This is a genomic window from Clostridium gasigenes, from assembly GCF_900104115.1.
In the GTDB taxonomy this organism is placed as follows: Bacteria; Bacillota; Clostridia; order Clostridiales; family Clostridiaceae; genus Clostridium; species Clostridium gasigenes.
Map to the genome: position 1 here is coordinate 171,817 of NZ_FNJM01000002.1, position 20,990 is coordinate 192,806.

The 20,990-nt window shown below is 28.3% G+C and carries 18 protein-coding genes; 7 read left to right on the forward strand and 11 right to left on the reverse strand.

Annotated elements, in window-relative coordinates:
- Positions 1-54 precede the first annotated feature (54 nt).
- The gene (gene asnB, locus BLS77_RS05780) at positions 55-1,893 is read right to left on the reverse strand and encodes an asparagine synthase (glutamine-hydrolyzing) (RefSeq protein ID WP_089966864.1); all 1,839 of its coding nucleotides are present in this window, start codon (positions 1,891-1,893) and stop codon (positions 55-57) included.
- A 230-nt stretch (positions 1,894-2,123) separates the two neighbouring features.
- Positions 2,124-2,798 (reverse strand): beta/alpha barrel domain-containing protein, encoded by a 675-nt coding sequence (locus tag BLS77_RS05785; protein ID WP_089966867.1) that lies wholly within the window; start codon positions 2,796-2,798, stop codon positions 2,124-2,126.
- Positions 2,799-3,126: 328 nt separating this feature from the next.
- Between BLS77_RS05785 and BLS77_RS05790 the strand changes: the two genes are divergently transcribed.
- The 4 genes from BLS77_RS05790 to BLS77_RS05805 all read left to right on the forward strand — a co-directional run bounded on the left by BLS77_RS05790 (position 3,127) and on the right by BLS77_RS05805 (position 6,219).
- Entirely contained in the window at positions 3,127-4,368 is a 1,242-nt protein-coding gene (locus tag BLS77_RS05790) for a DUF1576 domain-containing protein (RefSeq protein WP_089966869.1), read from the forward strand.
- Positions 4,369-4,370: 2 nt separating this feature from the next.
- On the forward strand, positions 4,371-4,715 hold the full coding sequence (locus BLS77_RS05795) for a hypothetical protein (RefSeq protein WP_089966870.1): 345 nt from the start codon (positions 4,371-4,373) through the stop codon (positions 4,713-4,715).
- 134 nt (positions 4,716-4,849) lie between these two features.
- Positions 4,850-5,419 carry a LemA family protein gene (locus tag BLS77_RS05800; RefSeq protein ID WP_089966872.1) on the forward strand — a complete coding sequence of 190 codons (570 nt, stop codon included), beginning with the start codon at positions 4,850-4,852 and terminating at the stop codon, positions 5,417-5,419.
- 2 nt (positions 5,420-5,421) lie between these two features.
- Positions 5,422-6,219, forward strand: coding sequence for a TPM domain-containing protein (locus BLS77_RS05805; protein WP_089966874.1), 798 nt, complete (start codon positions 5,422-5,424; stop codon positions 6,217-6,219).
- Between the two features lie 92 nt (positions 6,220-6,311).
- On the opposite strand, the gene BLS77_RS05810 is transcribed toward BLS77_RS05805, so the two are convergent.
- Together BLS77_RS05810 and BLS77_RS05815 are read right to left on the reverse strand one after the other, a co-directional pair.
- The gene (locus BLS77_RS05810; RefSeq protein ID WP_089966876.1) at positions 6,312-8,372 is read right to left on the reverse strand and encodes a methyl-accepting chemotaxis protein; all 2,061 of its coding nucleotides are present in this window, start codon (positions 8,370-8,372) and stop codon (positions 6,312-6,314) included.
- 357 nt (positions 8,373-8,729) lie between these two features.
- Positions 8,730-9,371, reverse strand: coding sequence for a hypothetical protein (locus tag BLS77_RS05815; RefSeq protein ID WP_089966878.1), 642 nt, complete (start codon positions 9,369-9,371; stop codon positions 8,730-8,732).
- Positions 9,372-9,670: 299 nt separating this feature from the next.
- Here BLS77_RS05815 and BLS77_RS05820 point away from each other — a divergent pair, with 299 nt between their 5' ends.
- On the forward strand, positions 9,671-11,677 hold the full coding sequence (locus BLS77_RS05820) for a methyl-accepting chemotaxis protein (RefSeq protein WP_175490787.1): 2,007 nt from the start codon (positions 9,671-9,673) through the stop codon (positions 11,675-11,677).
- 129 nt (positions 11,678-11,806) lie between these two features.
- Here BLS77_RS05820 and BLS77_RS19810 read toward each other — a convergent pair whose 3' ends face one another.
- The 4 genes from BLS77_RS19810 to BLS77_RS05835 form a co-directional block, all read right to left on the reverse strand.
- Positions 11,807-11,944: a hypothetical protein gene (locus tag BLS77_RS19810; protein WP_175490788.1), complete on the reverse strand. Its 138-nt coding sequence runs from the start codon at positions 11,942-11,944 to the stop codon at positions 11,807-11,809.
- A 75-nt stretch (positions 11,945-12,019) separates the two neighbouring features.
- Positions 12,020-13,528: a DUF4179 domain-containing protein gene (locus BLS77_RS05825; protein WP_175490789.1), complete on the reverse strand. Its 1,509-nt coding sequence runs from the start codon at positions 13,526-13,528 to the stop codon at positions 12,020-12,022.
- A 1-nt stretch (position 13,529) separates the two neighbouring features.
- A complete protein-coding gene (locus tag BLS77_RS05830) occupies positions 13,530-14,048 on the reverse strand; it encodes a sigma-70 family RNA polymerase sigma factor (RefSeq protein WP_089966884.1) in 519 nt (172 codons plus the stop codon).
- A 197-nt stretch (positions 14,049-14,245) separates the two neighbouring features.
- A complete protein-coding gene (locus tag BLS77_RS05835) occupies positions 14,246-14,590 on the reverse strand; it encodes a winged helix-turn-helix transcriptional regulator (protein WP_089966885.1) in 345 nt (114 codons plus the stop codon).
- 150 nt (positions 14,591-14,740) lie between these two features.
- Between BLS77_RS05835 and BLS77_RS05840 the strand changes: the two genes are divergently transcribed.
- Positions 14,741-15,460 carry an SDR family oxidoreductase gene (locus tag BLS77_RS05840; RefSeq protein ID WP_089966887.1) on the forward strand — a complete coding sequence of 240 codons (720 nt, stop codon included), beginning with the start codon at positions 14,741-14,743 and terminating at the stop codon, positions 15,458-15,460.
- A 163-nt stretch (positions 15,461-15,623) separates the two neighbouring features.
- On the opposite strand, the gene BLS77_RS05845 is transcribed toward BLS77_RS05840, so the two are convergent.
- Entirely contained in the window at positions 15,624-16,604 is a 981-nt protein-coding gene (locus BLS77_RS05845; protein WP_089966889.1) for a S66 family peptidase, read from the reverse strand.
- A gap of 80 nt (positions 16,605-16,684) precedes the next feature.
- Entirely contained in the window at positions 16,685-17,608 is a 924-nt protein-coding gene (locus tag BLS77_RS05850) for a hypothetical protein (protein WP_089966890.1), read from the reverse strand.
- Positions 17,609-17,853: 245 nt separating this feature from the next.
- Here BLS77_RS05850 and BLS77_RS05855 point away from each other — a divergent pair, with 245 nt between their 5' ends.
- Positions 17,854-19,677, forward strand: a complete 1,824-nt coding sequence (locus tag BLS77_RS05855; RefSeq protein ID WP_089966892.1) for an LTA synthase family protein — start codon at positions 17,854-17,856, stop codon at positions 19,675-19,677.
- A gap of 109 nt (positions 19,678-19,786) precedes the next feature.
- Here BLS77_RS05855 and BLS77_RS05860 read toward each other — a convergent pair whose 3' ends face one another.
- A complete protein-coding gene (locus tag BLS77_RS05860; RefSeq protein WP_175490790.1) occupies positions 19,787-20,989 on the reverse strand; it encodes an ABC transporter permease in 1,203 nt (400 codons plus the stop codon).
- Position 20,990: the final 1 nt, after the last annotated feature.

Genomic DNA, 20,990 nt, shown 5'->3' on the forward strand with positions numbered 1-20,990 from the left:
GCCTAACTAAATTTATTTTAGTTAGGCTTTAATTTTTTTGAAGATGCCTTGTTTTTAAACCAGCTTAACTTTATATTCTTCTAACCAGGTGTTAATTTGAATTAAATATGCTATTAATTGTGGCCCAGTCATTAATTGTCCAAACCAAGGTGTTTTATATGCTTTCCCCCTTGAATCTACTATTTCTTTAACTTTCTTTTCATCTATAATACTTAAAATAGGTGAATTTGAATCTTGCAAAATACCATTCATTACGCCACATACCATATCTGTATATATTGGGTTATGAGTTTTTGGGAATGGGCTTTTCTTTCTATAAATTATTTCCTCTGGTAAAAGTCCTTCTAATGACTTTCTTAATAGACCCTTCTCCCTACCATTTAACAATTTTATATCTGTAGGAATGTTAAATGCATATTCTACCAACCTAATGTCTGCAAAGGGAACCCTAACCTCTAGGCTATTTGCCATACTCATTCTATCTTTTCTATTTAAAAGATTAACCATAAACCATTTCAAATTTAATGCAAATAATTCTCTCATTCTATATTCAGTTTTGCTTTCACCATACAAATGAGGCACTGATTTTAATGTTTGATTATATTTTTCATTTGCAAAATCCTCTATTTTTAAACCTTTAAGTGATGGGTTTAAAATATCTTTTCTATCATTTATAAATCTTGACCAAGGAAATGTCTTAGCATTTATTAACTCTTCATTGGTAAACCATGGGTATCCCCCAAATAATTCATCTGCACATTCTCCAGATAGTGCTACAACAAAATCTTTCTTAACCTCTTTGCAAAATAAATATAATGATGAATCTACATCAGCCATACCTGGCATGTCTCTACCTATTGTTGCTTCTTTTAAATAATCTACTAAATCTTTTTGATCTAAAACAACATCTCTATGATCTGTATTTAGAAATTTAGACATTTTCCTAGCCCAATATTTATCTGATGATGGTTGATAAAATGAGCTTTCAAAATATTTTTCATTATCTTTATAATCAATACAATAAGTTGTTAGCTGTTTATTTTTCTTTTTATACTCTTCTGCTGCAATTGCAGAAATAGCTGATGAATCTAACCCACCCGATAAAAATGTACATAATGGCACATCACCTACTAGTTGTCTCTTAATAGCATCCGTTAATAACTCTCTAACATGTTCTACTGCATCATCTTCACTTTCAGTAAAATCTTTAGCAATAAGCTTCCAATACTCTTTTTCCTGTATATTTTCTTTAGTTATAACTACATAATGAGCTGGATGAACTTCTTTTATATTTTTATAAAGTCCACTTCCTGGAGATACAGCCGGTCCTAAAGCAAATAATTCTGTTAACCCATCTTTATCAATTTCTGCATCTACTTGTGGGTGCTCTAATAAACTTTTAATTTCTGATCCAAATATGAAGTTGCCATTCTTAATTGTATAAAATAAAGGTTTAACGCCCATTGCATCTCTAGCTAAGAAAACTCTATTATCTTTTTTATCATATATTGCAAAAGCAAATATACCATTAAGTTTAGATACACAATCATAACCCCATTTAATATATGATGTTAACAAAACTTCTGTATCTGAATATGATTCAAACCTAAATCCATCTTCTAATAACTCCCGGCGCAAATCTTCTGTGTTATATAGCTCTCCATTATATACAATAATATATTCTTTATTATTTACAGTTTTTTTCATTGGTTGTTTTCCACCTTCAGGGTCAACAACTACAAGTCTCCTATGTCCAAGCATAACATTGTTAGACACAAAGTACCCTTCTGCATTTGGTCCTCTATAAGCTAATGTATTAGTCATATTTTTCAATATATTTTCTTCTTTTCCTATATTGTTATTAAAATTAACAAAACCAGTTATTCCACACATATGAATACCTTCTTTCTATATATATATATTAATATGTTATTTTTTATTTATTGGTTCGTTAAATTAATATAAAAATCAACTTATACGATTATATATAATTCTTTGTATATATTAAAAATTTTTATTATTGTAGATACACATATATTAATTAATAAAAAAGTGATAAAATTGCGGTTTTAATTCCACAGTTTCATCACTCTTAACATTACTAAGCCGTTGTAAAATAAATATTAAATCCCTCTATATTTGTCCATAAGTTCACCCATAATCTCACCTGCTGCTGGTGGAGTGTAGGTTATTGCATTTGCACCGGCTTCTATAGTTTCCATTACAGATTCTTCAGTTGGTCCACCTGTTGCAATAATAGGAAATTCAGGATACTCTTTTCTTATTTTCCTAACTATTTCTGGTGTGTTTTTTCCACCTGATACATTAAATATAGTTGCTCCAGCTCCTATTCTTTCATTTATATCTTCACATTGTGAAACTATTGTAACTATTAAAGGTATATCTATTGTTTCTCTAATTCTTCTTATTATTTCATTTGAGGTTGGTGCATTAACAACTACGCCCATAGCCCCTTTAAATTCTGCATCTAATGCGAGGTTAACTACTCTTTTCCCCTGAGTAATTCCTCCTCCTACGCCACAAAACACCGGTACATCAGCTGCCATAACTAAAGCTTGAGTTATTAATGGTTGCGGTGTAAATGGATATACAGCTATAATTGCATCCGCATTTGTATTTCTTATAATTGCAACATCCGTTGTAAATAATAAGGATTTTATTCTTTTACCAAATATTTTTATTCCACTACATTCCCTAATACACGTGGGCACTTCAACTACATGATTTCTTAATGCGCCTTTAATTTCCGGAACATGTTTTATCTTCTTAACTTGCATTATATGTCCATCCTCCACCTAAGGCACACTAAAATAGATACTACCCATATTATAGTATCTTTTAACCTGCCTATTTTTATTTATGTTAGTGATCTTGAAAAAAATAACTAACCCTATCTCTTAAGTCATTTTCTATTTAAATATAATTATACTCCATTATTTTTATATTTATATACCCCTAATAAATTTTATTTTGTAATTCTTTTCAAGAAAAACATTTTTTACTATTTAAATCCATGTTAAAATAGTAAATATTAGAAATATTTCGAACTTATTATTTTTTTGATAGCATCTTATTTAAATTTAGTTTATAAAGGAGATAAATTTTATGACAATAAAAAGGCAAATCTATCCACCTTATACTGTTCTTTTAATAATGTATATTATGTTCATAGTTTTTGCATTAATAGTTGATTCTCCAATGAATATACTTTTAGGATTAAAGAAAATAATTCTAACCCCCGATATTTTAATTACTGATTATATGGAAATAGGAGGAATTGGAGCAGCTTTTGTAAACGCCGCCTTAACAAGTATTATTTCCATTGCTATCTTAGTTTTCATAGGGATAAAGCCAAACGGTTCTACTATAATGGCACTTTGGCTGATGACTGGATTTTCTTTCTTTGGAAAAAACATTTTAAATATATGGCCAATTATGCTTGGTGTATATTTATTTTCAAGATATCAAAAAGAACCTTTTTTAAACTATACACTTGTTGCACTACTTTCCACCACTCTTGCACCAACTGTTAGTCAGCTTAGTTTTACTGGGCTATTTACTCCAGGCGGTGGATTTATAATTGGAAATATCATAGGAATATTTACAGGATTCATTTTAGCTCCTATAGCTGCCCATTGTATTAAAGCTCATAATGGTTATAATTTATATAATATAGGATTTGCTAGTGGGTTACTTGCAACTTTATTAATGTCTATTTTAAGAGGCGTTGGAATTGATTTCGATACTAGACTCATTTGGTACACAGGTTCTAATGGTATTTTTACAATATTTTTATTTATTATATGCATTTACTTAATTGCTATTGGATTAATTTACGGAGAAAATAATAAGCTTAACCTTAAAGGAATTAGTAAACAATCTGGTAGATTAGTTAGTGATTTTTATCTTTTATTTGGACCATCTACCTATATAAACATGGGGATTCTTGGTCTTGCATCCACTACCTTTGTACTATTTATCAAAGGTGATTTAAACGGACCTACTATATGTGCTATTTTTACTATTATGGGATTTGGATGTTTTGGAAAACATTTAAAGAATATAAGTCCTGTTATTATAGGAGCTTGCCTTGCAGCTTTTATACGTACTGATCCACTTAACTCTCCAAATATAATTTTATCAATCCTGTTTTCAACAGCACTTGCTCCTATTTCAGGTAAATTTGGATGGAAAATTGGACTACTCGCAGGATTCCTACATTTAAATATGGTGACTAATATTGGATACCTTCACGGTGGTCTTAATTTATATAACAATGGTTTAGCTGCTGGTTTTGTAGCTATGATTCTTATTCCGTTAATAACTACATTTAAGAAGGAGCTTTAAACATGAAATTTAAATTAGAAAAAAATATAAGAATAATAAGTGAACTTATAGCCTATTTTCACAAACTTGGTACTGATGATGTACATATAGATATGGGAACTGACGAAAATAATTCATATTTCTATATATCAGGTATAGTTGAAACTTTACCAAAAGGTGAACTTGAAAATTTAAATATGATATTAAATACTAAAAGACAACATGAAGTTGAACAATATTATTGGCACCTTAGTGGAGAAAGTGAATATGATTGCGAACTAACCCTAGTTGGAATGATGATTGATAAAGTTGACATTTCATATATAGGTGATATTTTAACACTAAAAATGTTTAGAAAAGAAAATTAGGCACTTGAAAATAAATAATAGACCAATATGCTAGCATATTGGTCTATTATTTATTTGATTGTGCCTTAAATCATTTCATAATAATTTGAAATCTACATATACTAAAATAAATGTAGAAAGGAATGTGATTTTAGATGAAGAATGGTTTTAAAATATTAATTGGCTTAATTTTAGTACTTGTTATTTTAGTTATGCCTGCAATTGGAGGCTACAACAAGTTAGTTTCACTAGAACAAACTGTAAATACTAGCGAAGCAAACATTGATACTCAACTTCAAAGAAGATCGGATTTAATTCCAAGCTTAGTTAATACTGTAAAAGGATATGCAACTCAAGAAAAAGATATATTCACAGACATAGCTAATGCAAGAAGTAAGCTAGCTGGTGCTTCTAATGTATCTGAGCGAGCTGCTGCTGATGGAGAGCTTTCTAATTCTCTTTCACGACTACTTGTAGTTGTTGAAAATTATCCAGATTTAAAATCAAATCAAAACTTTAGTGATTTATCAATTCAATTAGAAGGAACTGAAAATAGAATTGCTGTATCAAGACAAGATTACAATACTGCAGTAACTCAATATAATACAAAGAGAAGAAGATTTCCTACTAATATAACAGCCTCATTATTTGGTTTTCAAGAAAGACCACTTTACAAAGCAAGTGAGGGCGCAAATGAAGTTCCGATTGTTGATTTTAGTAGTTAAAAATGATTACTAAAAATAAATTTTCAAAAATATTTCTATCTTCTCTCTTTTTAGTGTTTTTAATTTTTTCTTTTCCTGTAACTGCTGCAAGTGAATTCCCTAGCCCGACAAACTATAAATATTCAAATGATTATGTTGGTGTAATAAATGATTCAGATGCCAAAAATATTATATCTATAGGAAAAGAACTAGAAGATAAAACTGGTGCACAAGCTACTATAGTTATAATAGATTCCACTAACGGAATTCCAATTGAAGACTATGCGCTTAACCTATTTAGGAACTGGGGGCTTGGTCAAAAGAACAAAGATAACGGTTTATTAATTCTTTTAGCCATAAATGACAAGGCCTGGAGAGTAGAAGTTGGTCGTGGTCTTGAAGGTGCTATTCCCGATGCATTAAGCAACAGAGTTATGGATTCTATTGCAAAACCAAGCTTTATAAACGGTAACTATGCTGAAGGATTACTTAAATCATATAGCGTATTTTCTGATTACATAGCTACAGAATACGGAGTTACTTTAGATAAATCCTTAAATATAACACTACCTAATGAGCCTATTGCTAATTCAACCTCCAACATAGGTCTTGGCATTGGAGCCGGAATACTGGCAATATTATTTTTACTAGATATGATATTAAATAGAGGAAGAGTTTCTTCTACATTAATTCAACTTATGTTTTTAAGTAGTTTAGGCAGAAGAAATGGTCCTGGTGGTGGTTCTTCTGGTGGTGGCGGAGGCTTCGGTGGTTTTGGCGGGGGTTCTTCTGGTGGTGGCGGTTCCTCTGGTGGCTGGTAATTTTTTTATAAAATAAAAAAGTGCAAGTAAATTTTTTTATAAAATCTACTTACACTTTTTTTATTATTCATAAGAAAATAGTTCGTCCTTATCTACAATTTGAATTTTTTCATTATTTCTTCTAGTTCATTAACTACTTCTTTTAATTCAGAAGCCATATCTTTTACATTAGTTACTGTTTCTGATTGCAAATGAATCGTAGCTGATACTTCTTCTATTGCAGCAGCTGATTCTTCACAGATAGCTGTTATTCCCTCGATTGATGCTAATGCATCATCTTTAGATCCATCCATTTCATCAATATTTACTTTTAACTCAGATATCTTATTTGTTACTTCTTCAAAGGAGACTTGTATATCATTAAAAATAACATTTGATTTTATTACTGAATTATTTGCATAACTTATTGTTTTGTTTGAATCTTTAATACTATTTTGAGTATTTGTTATTTCTCCACATATTTGTTGTATTATAGTTTCTATTTCCTTTGTAAATTGTGAGGTTTGTTCAGATAGCTTTCTTATTTCATCTGCCACAACTCCAAAACCTCTTCCTGCATCACCTGCTCTTGCCGCCTCTATAGCCGCATTAAGAGATAATAAATTAGTTTGTTCTGAAATAGTATTTATCTTTATTACTATCTCGCCTATAAATTTTGATTTAGCTTCTAGCTCATTAACGCTTTCATTGGTTTTATTCCCAACTACAGTGGTCTCTTCTAATCTATTAACAAGTTCCTTAATGGATTCCATACCATTTTTATTCTTTTCTTTTACTTCTATAAATTTAATATTAATATCTTCTGTTATAATAACTGTATTTTTAACATTATTTGATAATAATTCTAATTTTTCAAAACCTATCTGTGCTTCTGACGCTTGGATTTGAGCGCCATTCGCTAGTTCTAAAATAGTTTGATTTATTTCCTGCACTGAGGATTGTAAATCATCCATTATTGAATTTAAATCATTAGCTTTTGTAAAAGTTTTATTAGAAAATTCTATTATTCCTAAAATAACATCTCTTATTACTTTTCTTAAATTTAGTATTGCTCGTCCTATTAAACCAGTTTCATCTTTTAGATCATCTATTCTATTGTGTTGTTCATTTTCTGTTAAATCTAACTGTCCAATATTATCAACAATTTTGCTTACATATACTATTGGTTCACTTATCTTACTTCCTATATAAAATGCTGCTCCTGAAATTAATAAACATGTTATTATTGTTATAACAATAATAGTTATTATCATTTTATTTATATCACTAAAAATATCATTTTCTTCTGCACTTATGACCATTATATTTCCATTAACCAATTTTGAATATCCTAGCACTGTCTTTTTCCCGTCTTCCTTGCACAATTCTACTCCTGAATCTTTTTCTGATAAATTTATTCCTTCTCCTATTGTATCTTTAATATTCTCATTATTTATATACTTATTATGAACTATATAATTCATATCTTTATTAAGTAAAAAAGCATACCCATTATTATATACATTAACAGAATTTATCATGTTTTTGTATTCGTCGAAAAATAAATCCATTGCTATTACTCCGACTAATTTCTCATTAATATATAATGGTGTTGTATATGACATTCTCATACTTGAAGAAAACCCATCAGCATGAGGATCACTCCAAACCCCAACGCCAGCTTTAATTGGGTTGTAATACCACTGCATATCTTCTTTATCTTCCTTAAAATTAGCCTTAGTAAACTTAGTTACTCTTTCTAATTTTTCCCCTAAAGCTTTTCTTTCATATATTACTTGATATGCTTCATTTGTTAACTCTGGGTTTGCTATAAATGCTACCCCTAAAGCTTCTGGAAATTCATCTCCCATTTTCTTTAAAACAGGATTTATGAACTCTGTATACTCTTTAATATATTTATCGTCTGCTTTTATTTTAGATAAATCAAGTGTACCATTTAACAAATAATTTATACTATCCACATAAGCAATTGTTTTGTTTAATGTTGTATTAATTGAATTAGCATTATTTTTAGAAATTTCTATTAAATTATCCTCTGCTATATTTCTAACCGTTTTTTTAGTTTTTATACTAACTATACCCGTTATGATAACTGATGTAATTAAGCAACATGTAACTATTGCTAATACTATTTTATTCGCAATTTTTTTCATATGTTTTTTACCTCCTGTTATTCTTATATCTATTAATTATCGTTTATATTAGCTATTTCTTAAGTATATTCATAAAAAACAAGAACTTTTATTTATATTTTAGCAATAAAGTTCGTTACTCATTAAAATTTTTATTATAAATTACTCCTTTAATATAAAATTTGATAAATATTCAAAAAAGCATAGTGCTAATAATAGCTCTATGCTTCAACCTTAATTTATTTTCTTTGAAATATTTTATTTCTTTTCACTAATAACGCTCTGCTTATTGTAGTTTTTCCAACTCCCATAACCCCATTTATTATTATTAACTTTTTCCGCATAAACATCCCCCCTGTTCTTCCCATGTCATTTATACTACCCTATATTTTTTTTAAAAAATCTATTCCTAAATATAAGTACAATATATATTATAGCTTCTAATATTATTATCCCTAATACTAGTTTTTTTGAAATTAGAATATGTTTTGTTAAATTATATATTGAATCTTGAAATAGAATAACCACATAAAGTGGAGCCAAGATTAAAAATGTTTTAAATAAACGTCTATTCCAACCTTTAAGTTTATACACAATCTTATAATTACAATAAAAACATATTAATCCTGATATAAAACCAATTGTTCCAATAATAATAGTCGCAAAAGAAAGTGCTCCTGATTCTCCCACCACTAAAGAATTTACTATATAAAAAATTTCACATAATAAAGATAATAAAAATGCATTTTGAAATAAGTTATTTATATATTCTCCTCCACCTAAAGTTGAGTAATACGTATCCACAATATCAGCAATAAAATCATCTAAACTACAACCCATGGCATCTGAAAAAGACTTATTATCACTTTGGTTTCTATAAAAAACATCTATTAAATCAGAATAAACTTCTTTTCTAAAGCTATTAGGAACAACCCCACCAAGATTCATATTTACTATCTCAAGAGCTTCATAAAACTCTCCTTTAAGACAATACTTATCCTTTCTATTTTCACTACTCATATTTATCATCCTTCCATAAATCTACCATGTTTAACATTATAGTTTTATTGTATAGGAAGTTAATTTTATTGTCAATTTATCAAAACTTAGTATCTATTTTCCATTAAAACTTATATAGATATCACTTTATACATGTTCAAAAAATAGCAATCAAATATGTGAGTTTATTTGCTCCATATCTCTCCCATTAACTTATTTTTAAATTATTTATAAATTTTATGTTATTTTTTACACTTACCCCTAAAATTTCTTTATTTGGTAACGATATTTATATAAAACGTTTAAATTTAGGGGGACACATGAAAAAATCAAGTAAGACAATAAAAACAAAAATGCTAACACTTTTTTCTTCCATATTATTGTTATCGTTTGCAACATTGACAATTTCAACAATAATTTCAGTAAAAAATAAAGTTACTGAGGATTCATACAAAATGATGAATGAATTAACACACAGTAGTGCAAATGAACTAAATGAATACGTCAATAAATATATTATGTTATCCAAAACTCTAGCTTCATCAATAACAATATCACCAACTACAAAGCTGGAAGATACCATTGAGCCTCTTAATCAATACATATCTCAATATGATTTAGATAGAATAGTAATCACAGACGCTTCTGGTAACGGTGTAAATAGTAATAATGATAAGCTAAATATTTTTGATACAGACTATTTCAAAGCTGCTATGGCAGGTAAATCTACTGTTAGCAGTCCATTAGTTGATAAAGTTACTGGAAATACCATCATGGTATATGCAGCTCCTATAAAAGCCGATGGTCATATTGTAGGTGTATTAGCTTTTGCCCGCGATGGTAAGGAATTATCTGATAAAATAAAAAATATTACTTTTAGATCTAGTGGAAAAGCCTGCTTAATAGATAACTTAGGAAACACCATTGGTCACTATGACTATGAGAAAGTAAAACAAATGGAAAATATCATAGAATTGTCAAAAACTAATACTGATTTATCAGAATTATCTAAGAGTATAGAAAACATGAAATCTGGACAAAGTTCAATTGATAATTATTCATATAATGGCAATAAACAAGTAATTTCTTATGTTGCTATCCCTGAATTAAACTGGTCAATAGGTCTTATTGTTGATAGTAATGATCTTTTTGTTGTAATTAATACAATTATAAAAGTACTATTAGTTACTTGCTTATTAACTTTAATACTTTCAATAATTCTAATATACTTATTCTCTACGTCTATTGGTAAACGTTTATCACTAGTATCTAATATAATTTCTAAATTCTCAAAAGGAGACTTTTCACAAATCATTCCATCTAAAGAATTAAGCAAAGAAGATGAAATTGCAATAATACTAAAATCAATAGATACTTCACAAGCATCTCTAAAAGATATGCTATTATCTATTAAAGATTCCACAACTACATTAGAGAACGAATCTTCTACTTTAACTAATTTATCAGAAGAATATTTAAGTTCTTGTGAAAATATAATTACGGCTACAAAGGAAAGTGCTGAGGGAACTACAAACCAGGCAAGTCAAATTATATATGTATCAAACTCTATGAATGTATTTGAAGATAATTTAAATTCTATAATATCTTCAATTTCTAGTATTAATAATATGTTAAATGTTATTAGTACTAAATCATCTTCATCAACTAAAGATATATCAGAGTTAGTATCTACTATAAAAAATTTAGAAAATAATTTTAATACATTTAGTCAATCAATTTTAAATATGAAAAATAGTATAACTGATATTACAACTATAACTGACGTTATAAATTCAATATCAGAACAAACTAATCTTCTTGCATTAAATGCAGCTATTGAAGCTTCAAGAGCTGGTGATGCCGGTAGAGGTTTTGCTGTAGTTGCTGACGAAATTAGAAAGCTAGCTGAAGAAAGTAAAATATCTTCTACTAAAATTAGCTCAATAGTGAAAACTGTACTTGCCGATACTAATTTAATTGTTAATGGAAGTACTAACATTAGCTCCTCCCTACAAATTCAAATAACTGAAACTACAAATGCTATTACTAGTTTTGATAATATAATTTCATTAGTATCTAATGTTGCTACTGAAATAAACGCTTTAAATACAAATTCTAATCAAATATTATCTGAAAAGAAACTTATAATAGATAGCTTAAATAATTCTTCTATTATATCTCAAGAATTAAGTGCAGCTACTGAAGAAATTTATGCTTCATCTACTGAGTTATCAAACTCAAGTATGCAAATTGCTGTTGCTGCTGAAACTTCACATAAGTTAACAGAAGTAATATTAGATAAAGTTAATAACTTTAAAGTAGACTAGTATATAATAATCTTTGGTTTATTATTTATTTTACAATGCCTAAAGCGTTGTATTTTTAAAATTCAATATAAAAAAGCACAATATCTTAATAAGATTAATTGTGCTTTTTTACATATATTCATTAATTATCTATCTTACTAAAACTAACCCTTTACTTCTGATGCAAGTACATTCTCTTACCTCTTCAGTGTGTAGACATTGATATTTAACCTTTTTATCTACTTGAACTTCCTTTAAATTTTTATTTTCAATTTCTTGTGAATTCATTCTTTACACTTCCTTTTATCTGTATTATATATCTACAGATAATTATTATCAATAGTTTTCTAACTTTAAGCTCTCTTATCTTTTTAATGATACTACTATTTTACTTTCTTCATTATATTTACTTTCTTTTTCCATAGGAATCCCTATTGTATACTTTTTACTTTTATCTATTGCTCCGAGTGTCATACTAAATTCTTTAGTTTCTATATTTTCAATTACTGCACCTTCATGCCCTTCCCATCTACATGTATCATTCATATCTTCGTCAAATATAACTAAGCTAGATAAGTTCTTATAATTATATGAACCCTCTATTTTCATACTAATCTTTGTAGCTTTATCATCTGCCTCAACATTTGTAATAGTTACATCACTATTATCACTTGTTTTTATAACCTTACCTTTTAAATCATCAATTTGCATAAATGATTTACTTCTATTAATGTTTAATGCGTATTGTACACTAGGTAATCCGTACCCTCTATCTAATTCTTCCTTTGTTGGTTCTCTTGATATAACTTCTTCTTTTCTATTTATATTATCTGTTGAAGTTTCAGTACAAATAAGTAGTGGCCGATTAATACCATTCATTTCTCTCCTAATTGATTTTTCTTCTGCTCTTTCATATTGTAATATTTCTATATATTCTACATTTGATAGATCACTTAATATTTTTATTTTCCTTTGATAATTCCCTCCAACATCAGAATGTCCACCTAATCCAGCAGTAATTAATTCATTACCCTTGTTATCTCTAATTATATACTCTAAATTATCTAATTCCAGAGTTTCATTTGTTCCACTTTCATATTTTCCATTAATAGTTAACAGGTTAGATATCGGTGTTTTAACTAAACTATCTACCCAAAGTTCACCACCATCTACTTTTAACTTTCTATCTCCTGTATAAGTTTCTGAATTTATGCCTTTTGTAGTTTTTATGTTATATTCCCAATTACCCTTCGCAATTACTTTCCCAGCTCTTTCAATATTTTTTATATTAAAATCGACTTCTAAATCATCTTGAAGATTACTATTAGAAATATCCCCTTCAAACACAACAACACCTTTAGTATCATCAATGATTCTTACTGTATGTCTCCACTCCCAAGAACCTGGGATTTCTCCATTTATTCTCAAATCAATATCCGGCCTGAAAAAATCTCCTGGATTCTTCATATCCTCAAAGCCTCTTAATGCTTCTGATTCAACTGTAAAACTGGCTATAAAAGTATTATCATCAACAAGTATTTGATCCAATGTAACCTTAGTTCCATTTTTATCTATAGTTTTATTTATAACTTCACCTAGTTCTTCATATTTATTAGCTGTAAATCCAATACCGCTATTATCAAAATATCCAAAAACCCTATTTACTATTGGAATTGCCGACACTATTTTTGGATTAACCACACCCACTACAGTTATTGATGCTATAGCTACTGCTGCTGCTATTGTACTTCTCTTTATTATATTAATTCTTTTTTTCCCTTTATTTTTCTTTTTACCATCCTCAAATCCTTTCAATATTGCATTATCTAAACCTTCTGGTATTTTTATTAACTCCTTAATATTCTCATCCACACTAAACAACCTCCTTTTTCATATAAATCCTCAGCGCTATAAGCCCTTTATTTAAATAAGTTTTTACAGTTCCAAGAGGCATGTCCAAAACTCTTGCTATTTCCTGAATAGTTAAATCATCAAAATACTTTAATATAATAATATCCTTATGCTTATCTGGAAGAGTATCTATAGCTTGAAGCAAATATAACTTTTCATTATTATCTTCATCTACACCAACTTTATTTAACAATTCACCTTGCTCCATACATATAACTTTTTGATTTTTCTTATATGCACTTATAGATATATTTATTGCTATTTTAATTATCCAAGTGTTGAAATACTTCGGTTCCTTAAGCTTACTTATAGAGATAAATGCCTTACATACAGTTTCCTGAACAATATCCAAAGCCAAATTTTCATCCTTAACATACGCATAAGCAGTTCTATATATTTGCTCCTTGCACTGGTTAACAAGAACCATAAAACTATCTTCATCACCTTTAATAGCCTTCCTAACCATTAATTCATCTAACATATATGCTTTCTCCTTCATTTTAAAATCTTTTTCTAGTAAGTACCTACACTAATTAGACAAAGCATTACTCCAAAAGGTTTTACTTTTTAACAAATAAAAATCCTTCACAATATATTTTTGTATTGTGAAGGATCAATATTCTACTATACCTTAGGAATCTCTAAATAAATAAGGTATTCTTGTCTTTTTACAATGCCTTATTCACAGAGCTTCTTTATAAATTCATACTCATCAGAATTTTCTTCACCCCATCTGCACATAGCTTCTAAAATAGGATATAATGTTTTACCTTTAGCTGTTATAGAATACTCTACTTTAGGTGGAACAGTAGGATATATTACTCTTAAAATTAATTTATCACCTTCAAGTTGTCTTAACTGTGATGTAAGAGTTTTTTGAGATACGTGGCTAATAAACGATTTAAGTTCCCCGAATCGTTTAGTTCCTTCCTCTATTAATATATATAAAATTAAAGGTTTCCACTTTCCACCTATAACATCAAGTGTGACTTCCATTTCACATGTTACAATTCGCTTACTCATAAACCCTCCATTAATATATTTTAAAATTAATTGCGTCTTTAGTTACCTTTATGTAACTAAGTTACATAATTGTGCTTACTTATATTTATATATTTTATTAAGTATAATAATAGTACAAATTATTTAATAATACAATCAGGAGGATAAACTATGAAAAAATTAGTTATAATCACAGGTGCAAGTTCAGGAATAGGAAAATGTTTAGCTACTCAATTTTCTAAAAAAGGTCATCCAACTTTATTATTATCAAGAAGCTTAGATAAAATGGAAGATTTAAATCTACCTAATTCATTATGTAAATCAGTAGATGTAACTGATTTAGAAAAAATGAGAGAAGCAATAAAAGAGGCTGAAGAAAAGTACGGTAAGGTAGATTTATTAATAAATTGTGCTGGATTAATGCTTTTAGGTCATCCAGAAGTACAAGCTTTTGAAGAATGGAGTAATATGATAGACGTAAATATAAAAGGTATTCTTACAGGTATACATATAGTCCTTGCTGATATGAAATCAAGAAATGAAGGAACAATAATAAATATTAGTTCAATAGCTGGAAGAAAAACATTTGATAACCATTCAGTATATTGCGGCACAAAATTTGCAGTACATGCAATAACAGAAAATATAAGAAAAGAAGTGGCAGATTCAAATGTTAGAGTTATTGTCATAGCTCCAGGAGTAGTAGACACTCCATTATTAAGTCATACTACAAATGAAGAAATTAAAGATAATTATGATGAGTGGAAAAAAACTATAGAAAGTGGATTAGACCCACTACAAATTTCAAATTGTATAGAATTTGCTTATAGTCAGCCACAAGATGTTTGTATAAGAGAAATAGTTATAGCTAAAACAAAGCAATTAGATTAGTTCTAGAAATAACTCAAAAAATGTTAATTCATCATTTAGATAGGTCAATGAAAGTTTCATAGTGCTGTCTATTTTAAAATAGCTAGTAAAATATAATTAATTTTACTAGCTATCCTTTTTATATAGAAATTGTTTCATCATCTAAAACATGTAATCATACTGTCTATTCAATAATAGACACCTCTTTTTTTGTAGTATCTAATTTAATTTTACATCCTATTGGAAGAGTCATCATAGGGTGAGTATGACAGCAATCAAAATCAGCAAGAAATGGAATTTTTCTATCCCCCAACACTTCTACTAATATTTCATAAGGTTTTCTCCTAGTTTTTAAATCATTAAATAATTCATGCTTTCCAAGAATTATTCCTGACACTTTATCTAGAACTCCACTTAGTTTTAATAACGAAAAACTTCTTTCAATAGTTGCAGCATCCAACAATGAATCTTCAATAAATAAGATATCACCCTCTTTTATTTCTGGCATATACTCAGTTCCCCATATGCCCTCCATAGTATTTAAATTACCACCAATTAACCTACCGGTAGTAACCCCTTCATATACTGTGATCCACTGATTTTCTCTACATTCTTTACTCTTATATTGTGCTTCCCAATTAATATACTCATCTGTCCAATATTTAGGCATCTCTAATATTTTAGATTTTCCAATTGAATTCATAGTAATATCTTCAAAATATTCATATGTCTCTTCTACAAAAGGTTCCCATTCACCAAAAGATGCAACTAATGCTGGACCATAATAGGTGGTTATTCCTGTTTTTGCATATATAGCAAGTAAAATTGCTGTTACATCTGAATATCCTATAATAATTTTAGGATTTTTCTTAAATGCATCATAATCTATGTAAGGAACTATTGAATTAGAATTCATACCTCCTATAGTTGACATTATACACTTAACATCAGGATTTCTTATTAACTCATTTAATTCATCTGCTCTTTCTTTTATACTACCTGACCTATAGAAATCACTCTTTCCAGTTAAAGTACCCTCTAACAGATTAAATCCTTTATTTCTCAAAAATTCTTTTGCCCTACTAAATCTATTAGGGCAAATACACGTTATTGGTGCTGACGGTGAAAAAATACCAATAACATCTCCTTTTTTTAACTTATTCATTCTGATTTCATCTCCTAATGTTATTATTATCATATTCACTACTATTTTCAAAAAAATATTTTATCATACAAAAAAATAAGTCATACACTTATACCTACCGGTATAACTTGAATTGCCGGTGAATATATATCTGTTATTATATCTAATGGAATTAAATATCCTGAATCATTTAATAAAATAAGATATGGATTAATAGAAGTTAATAAAGTCTCATAGTATGAATCTAAACCTGTTTTCCTTAGTAAACTTATATGTTCAGTCTTTTTTGTGGCAACCTTACATACTTTTCCAAAAACCTTGCAGTTACACTGTGCTATATCATATAAAGCGCCTTTTTTATCTACATAATTAAAATTTAAATTTAAAACTGCATTTGAATTGCCCATATTTACTAAACAATCAAAGGTATTGTTTCTAGCTAACTCTTTATTTATATATGTTAATATATCAACTATCATAGTATAGGTTAAAGGGCCTATATCCTTAGTATATACTCTTTCATCTAAAGTTTTAATATTATATGACTTCAATATATTTATTGTATTTTCAATAGTATTTGATAGTATGTTAATACTCATATTTCCATGAAATTCAACAAATTCACCATCATATACATTATTATCTATTATATCTTTAGCTGTAATAGATCTTATTAAATTCAACCTTTTCATTGTTGGTATTAAAATATTATAAAAATAAAATAATGAATATACCTTTTTATAAGTAACCTCATTTCTTCCATAAGTTCTACCTTCTAAAGCTTTTGTATTATCCACATATTCCAAGCAGTTTTCATCTGTAACTTTATTAATGTCCTTATCATTTTTTGTCTTTTTTAAATCATTTGTAAGTTGATTTTTAGTCAATGATTGTATTTTTTTAGATATAGTTTCATCGTGAGCCTCTCTTATTGATTTACTATCTAAATATCCATCAATTAATAATGAAGATAAATCCTGAACTAAATCTATGTTCATATATACTAAACTAGATAATGTATTCATATTATCATCTCCACAAATCACTTATTATAATATATAATAAGTGTTAACAAACTATGCTTTAACTATATCTAAATTCAAACTAAATCTGTCTTAATTATATAATTAGTCGCTGTTTATTATACTAATTACTATATTATAACAAATAATCCTCTATATATTTATTATTTTTCTAGATATGGATAAAAATTTGATATACAATATAAAGAACTAATAAATAATTAAGGAAATTAATGGAGGATATAAAAATGAAAGAAAATCTCAAAAAAATAGTTAAAACTAACTGGTTATTTTTATTTATGGTATTAATAATTCAAATAAAATCAATGTTTCTATTATCTATGCTAAGAACACCAGGGTCTGCTAGCATAAATATAACCAAAATGTATTTTGGTGTTCCAGCTATTGGCATACATTTAGCTATAATAACATTAATACTAAGTGTAATTTATATATTTAAAGAAAAGGGGAAGCTAAGAGCCTCTATAATAATTGATCTTATTGTAACAATTATTTTCATTGCTGATATATGGTATTACAGAAGTAATGGAACATTTTTATCAATAAGACATTTGATACATCCGGATATATTCAATCCAATAAGCGGAGATTTATTCAACTTTAAAATAGTTGATTTATTATTTTTTATAGATTTTATAGTTTTATTTATTGTTTATAAATTTACTAATTTAAAAGAATATGAATATACTCCAAAACTATATTTAAGGGTAATAAAATCTATTTCAATATTTTTAATAAGTGCATTTATTATAGGTATAGCACATAACTTTATTGATATTAAAAGTAAAATACCTGGACAATCTTTATTTAGACTATCATGGGCACCATTTCAAACATTTAGTGATATGAGTCCACTAGGGTTTCACGGGTATGATTTAGCCTTTTTCGGTGATAAGACTAGAGAATTAAGTAGCGAAAATATTAAAGATATAGAAACTTGGATGAACAACAATAAAGAAAATATTCCCGATAATAAATATAAGGGAATGGTTAAGGGGAAAAATTTAATAGCCATTCAAGTAGAATCTCTAGAAAATTTTGTTATAAATCAAAAAGTATACGGACAAGAAATAACCCCTACTTTAAATAAACTATTATCACAAAGTTTATATTTTGATAATATATATGAACAAAATAATTCAGGAACTAGTTCAGATGCAGATTTGCTAGTTAATACATCAATATTTCCAGTAAGACAAGGGACCGCTTTCCTTTCTTATCCATGGGTTTCATATAACTCATTACAAAACATAGTAAATAATGAAGGTTATACTTCTATATCTACTCATGCAGAGTTACCTGGAAGTTGGAACTGGGCAGAACCACATAAATCATTCGGTGCTGATAAAATATGGGATTTAAATACCTTTAACCAGGATGAACTTATAGGACCTGGCTTATCAGATGAGTCATATTTAAGACAGATATCACAAAAACTAAAATCCGAAAGTGAACCTTTTTACACTGTCATCTCAACGCTAACAAGTCATGGACCTTTTGATATGCCAGAGGATAAAAAATATTTAGATTTACCAAAGGAATTAGATGAAAACATGCTTGGGGGCTACTTCCAAAGTGTTAGATATACAGATGAGGCTATAAGACTGTTTATAGCAGAATTAGATAAAAATGGACAGTTAGATAATACTGTACTTATGATTTATGGAGATCACTGTGGTGTTCATAAGTTCTATGAAGATAAAATACAAGATGCTCCACTTGAAGGTGATTGGTGGAAAGATAACAATAAAAAAATACCATTTATTGTATATGGAAAAGGACTTAAAGAAGAAGTAATATCTAAGGCTGGTGGACAATCAGATTTTCTACCAACAATATCATATTTATTAGGTGTAGATAGAAGCAAGTTTGAAAATACCTCTATGGGAAGAGTTCTAGTAAACACAGAACGAGATGCAACTCTTCTAAATAATGGTGATATTATGGGTACTCCAAAAAATGAAAAAGAAATACAACATTTAAATGATATATTTAAAGTTGCAGATTCTATAATAGAAGGAAATTATTTTGATTCATTAAAAGATAAATAAGAATATAAGTAATATATATACAAGAAGACCACACCTTATTAAAGGGTGTGGTCTATCCTTTTATACTGATTTTTTACAATCTAGTAATGGATATTAAAATAGTAATTTATTATTTTAATATATCTATTGTATTTGCATTAGCAGCTTTCTTTGCTGGTAATATGCTTGATAATAATCCAATAAGTACTGATAGTCCTATTGCAATTGATGCTGTAAATAGATCTGGCGATACTTTCATTTTTATAAATATAGAAATTATCATTGCAACAATAATACCAACTATATAACCAATTAATCCACCTGTTAAAGTGATTAAAATACCTTCTAATAGGAATTCTCTTCTTATATCCTTTTTCTTAGCTCCTATAGCCCTTTTTATTCCTATTTCTAAGGTTCTTTCTGAAATTGAAGTGTATACCATATTCATTACACCAACACCTGCAATAAACAAGGATATCCCTGCAACTGCTGATATAAATAATGTTAAAGTATTAAGTATACTCCCAAGCATCTTTATCCCTCCACTTGAATCCACAACAGAATACTTTCCATACTGTCTTTTACTTCCGACCTCATTTAATTTATCTTCAATAGCTTTTATAGATTCCTTTACATCCATTTCTTTTTTCAATGTTATATCTAGTCCTACTGGCATTTTTTCTTTAGCCAAATACTTCTTATGCGTATTCTCTGGAATACATATATCAGAAGGGAGGCTAAAACTTACCTTTTCCTCTATTGGTTTTGGTATAATACCAATAATTTCAAAATTAATACCATTAATTGTAGCTAGCGATCCTAAAATCTTATTATTATCAAACTTACTCGCTTCTAATATCCTTTCAGATATCACCACAACTTTTCTATTATTTGCATTGTCACTTTCTGTAATATCTCTTCCTATAATATCAGGTTTGCTACTACTATTTACTTTTTCAACAAATCCTTGAAAGTCAGTATCTCTTATATTTACTGTAGTTACTGATCCAAAAAAATCCTCTCCATATGCTAACTCTACCTTATCAACCTGATCTAATTTCTCTATTGATTTCTTCTCTAAATTAGAAAATATAGCCTGATTAGACATATCAATTTTCATATCTTTATTTGCAAAATTTGCTTGTAGCTTTATTTCTCCACTATTTTCTCCAGTCATATCTTTTATAAGCTTATCTTTGTATGCATTTCCTAAAGCAACTATTGTAATAACTGATGCAATTCCTATTATTATACCAAGCATAGTTAAAAATGATCTATTCTTATTTCTCTTTAAATTTCTTAAGGCGGACAAAATCAAAACCTTAAACTTCATT

Coding starts and splice junctions, on each gene's coding strand:
- BLS77_RS05830 (WP_089966884.1), bottom strand. CDS start 14,048: ATGTTAGATGAATTAATGGTTAGGAAGGCTATTAAAGGTGATGAAGAT.
- BLS77_RS05850 (WP_089966890.1), bottom strand. CDS start 17,608: ATGAATACATTATCTAGTTTAGTATATATGAACATAGATTTAGTTCAG.
- BLS77_RS05815 (WP_089966878.1), bottom strand. CDS start 9,371: ATGAGTAGTGAAAATAGAAAGGATAAGTATTGTCTTAAAGGAGAGTTT.
- BLS77_RS05835 (WP_089966885.1), bottom strand. CDS start 14,590: ATGAGTAAGCGAATTGTAACATGTGAAATGGAAGTCACACTTGATGTT.
- BLS77_RS05845 (WP_089966889.1), bottom strand. CDS start 16,604: ATGAATAAGTTAAAAAAAGGAGATGTTATTGGTATTTTTTCACCGTCA.
- BLS77_RS05785 (WP_089966867.1), bottom strand. CDS start 2,798: ATGCAAGTTAAGAAGATAAAACATGTTCCGGAAATTAAAGGCGCATTA.
- asnB (WP_089966864.1), bottom strand. CDS start 1,893: ATGTGTGGAATAACTGGTTTTGTTAATTTTAATAACAATATAGGAAAA.
- BLS77_RS05805 (WP_089966874.1), top strand. CDS start 5,422: ATGATTACTAAAAATAAATTTTCAAAAATATTTCTATCTTCTCTCTTT.
- BLS77_RS05790 (WP_089966869.1), top strand. CDS start 3,127: ATGACAATAAAAAGGCAAATCTATCCACCTTATACTGTTCTTTTAATA.
- BLS77_RS05795 (WP_089966870.1), top strand. CDS start 4,371: ATGAAATTTAAATTAGAAAAAAATATAAGAATAATAAGTGAACTTATA.
- BLS77_RS05810 (WP_089966876.1), bottom strand. CDS start 8,372: ATGAAAAAAATTGCGAATAAAATAGTATTAGCAATAGTTACATGTTGC.
- BLS77_RS05840 (WP_089966887.1), top strand. CDS start 14,741: ATGAAAAAATTAGTTATAATCACAGGTGCAAGTTCAGGAATAGGAAAA.
- BLS77_RS05820 (WP_175490787.1), top strand. CDS start 9,671: ATGAAAAAATCAAGTAAGACAATAAAAACAAAAATGCTAACACTTTTT.
- BLS77_RS05855 (WP_089966892.1), top strand. CDS start 17,854: ATGAAAGAAAATCTCAAAAAAATAGTTAAAACTAACTGGTTATTTTTA.
- BLS77_RS19810 (WP_175490788.1), bottom strand. CDS start 11,944: ATGAATTCACAAGAAATTGAAAATAAAAATTTAAAGGAAGTTCAAGTA.
- BLS77_RS05860 (WP_175490790.1), bottom strand. CDS start 20,989: ATGAAGTTTAAGGTTTTGATTTTGTCCGCCTTAAGAAATTTAAAGAGA.
- BLS77_RS05800 (WP_089966872.1), top strand. CDS start 4,850: ATGAAGAATGGTTTTAAAATATTAATTGGCTTAATTTTAGTACTTGTT.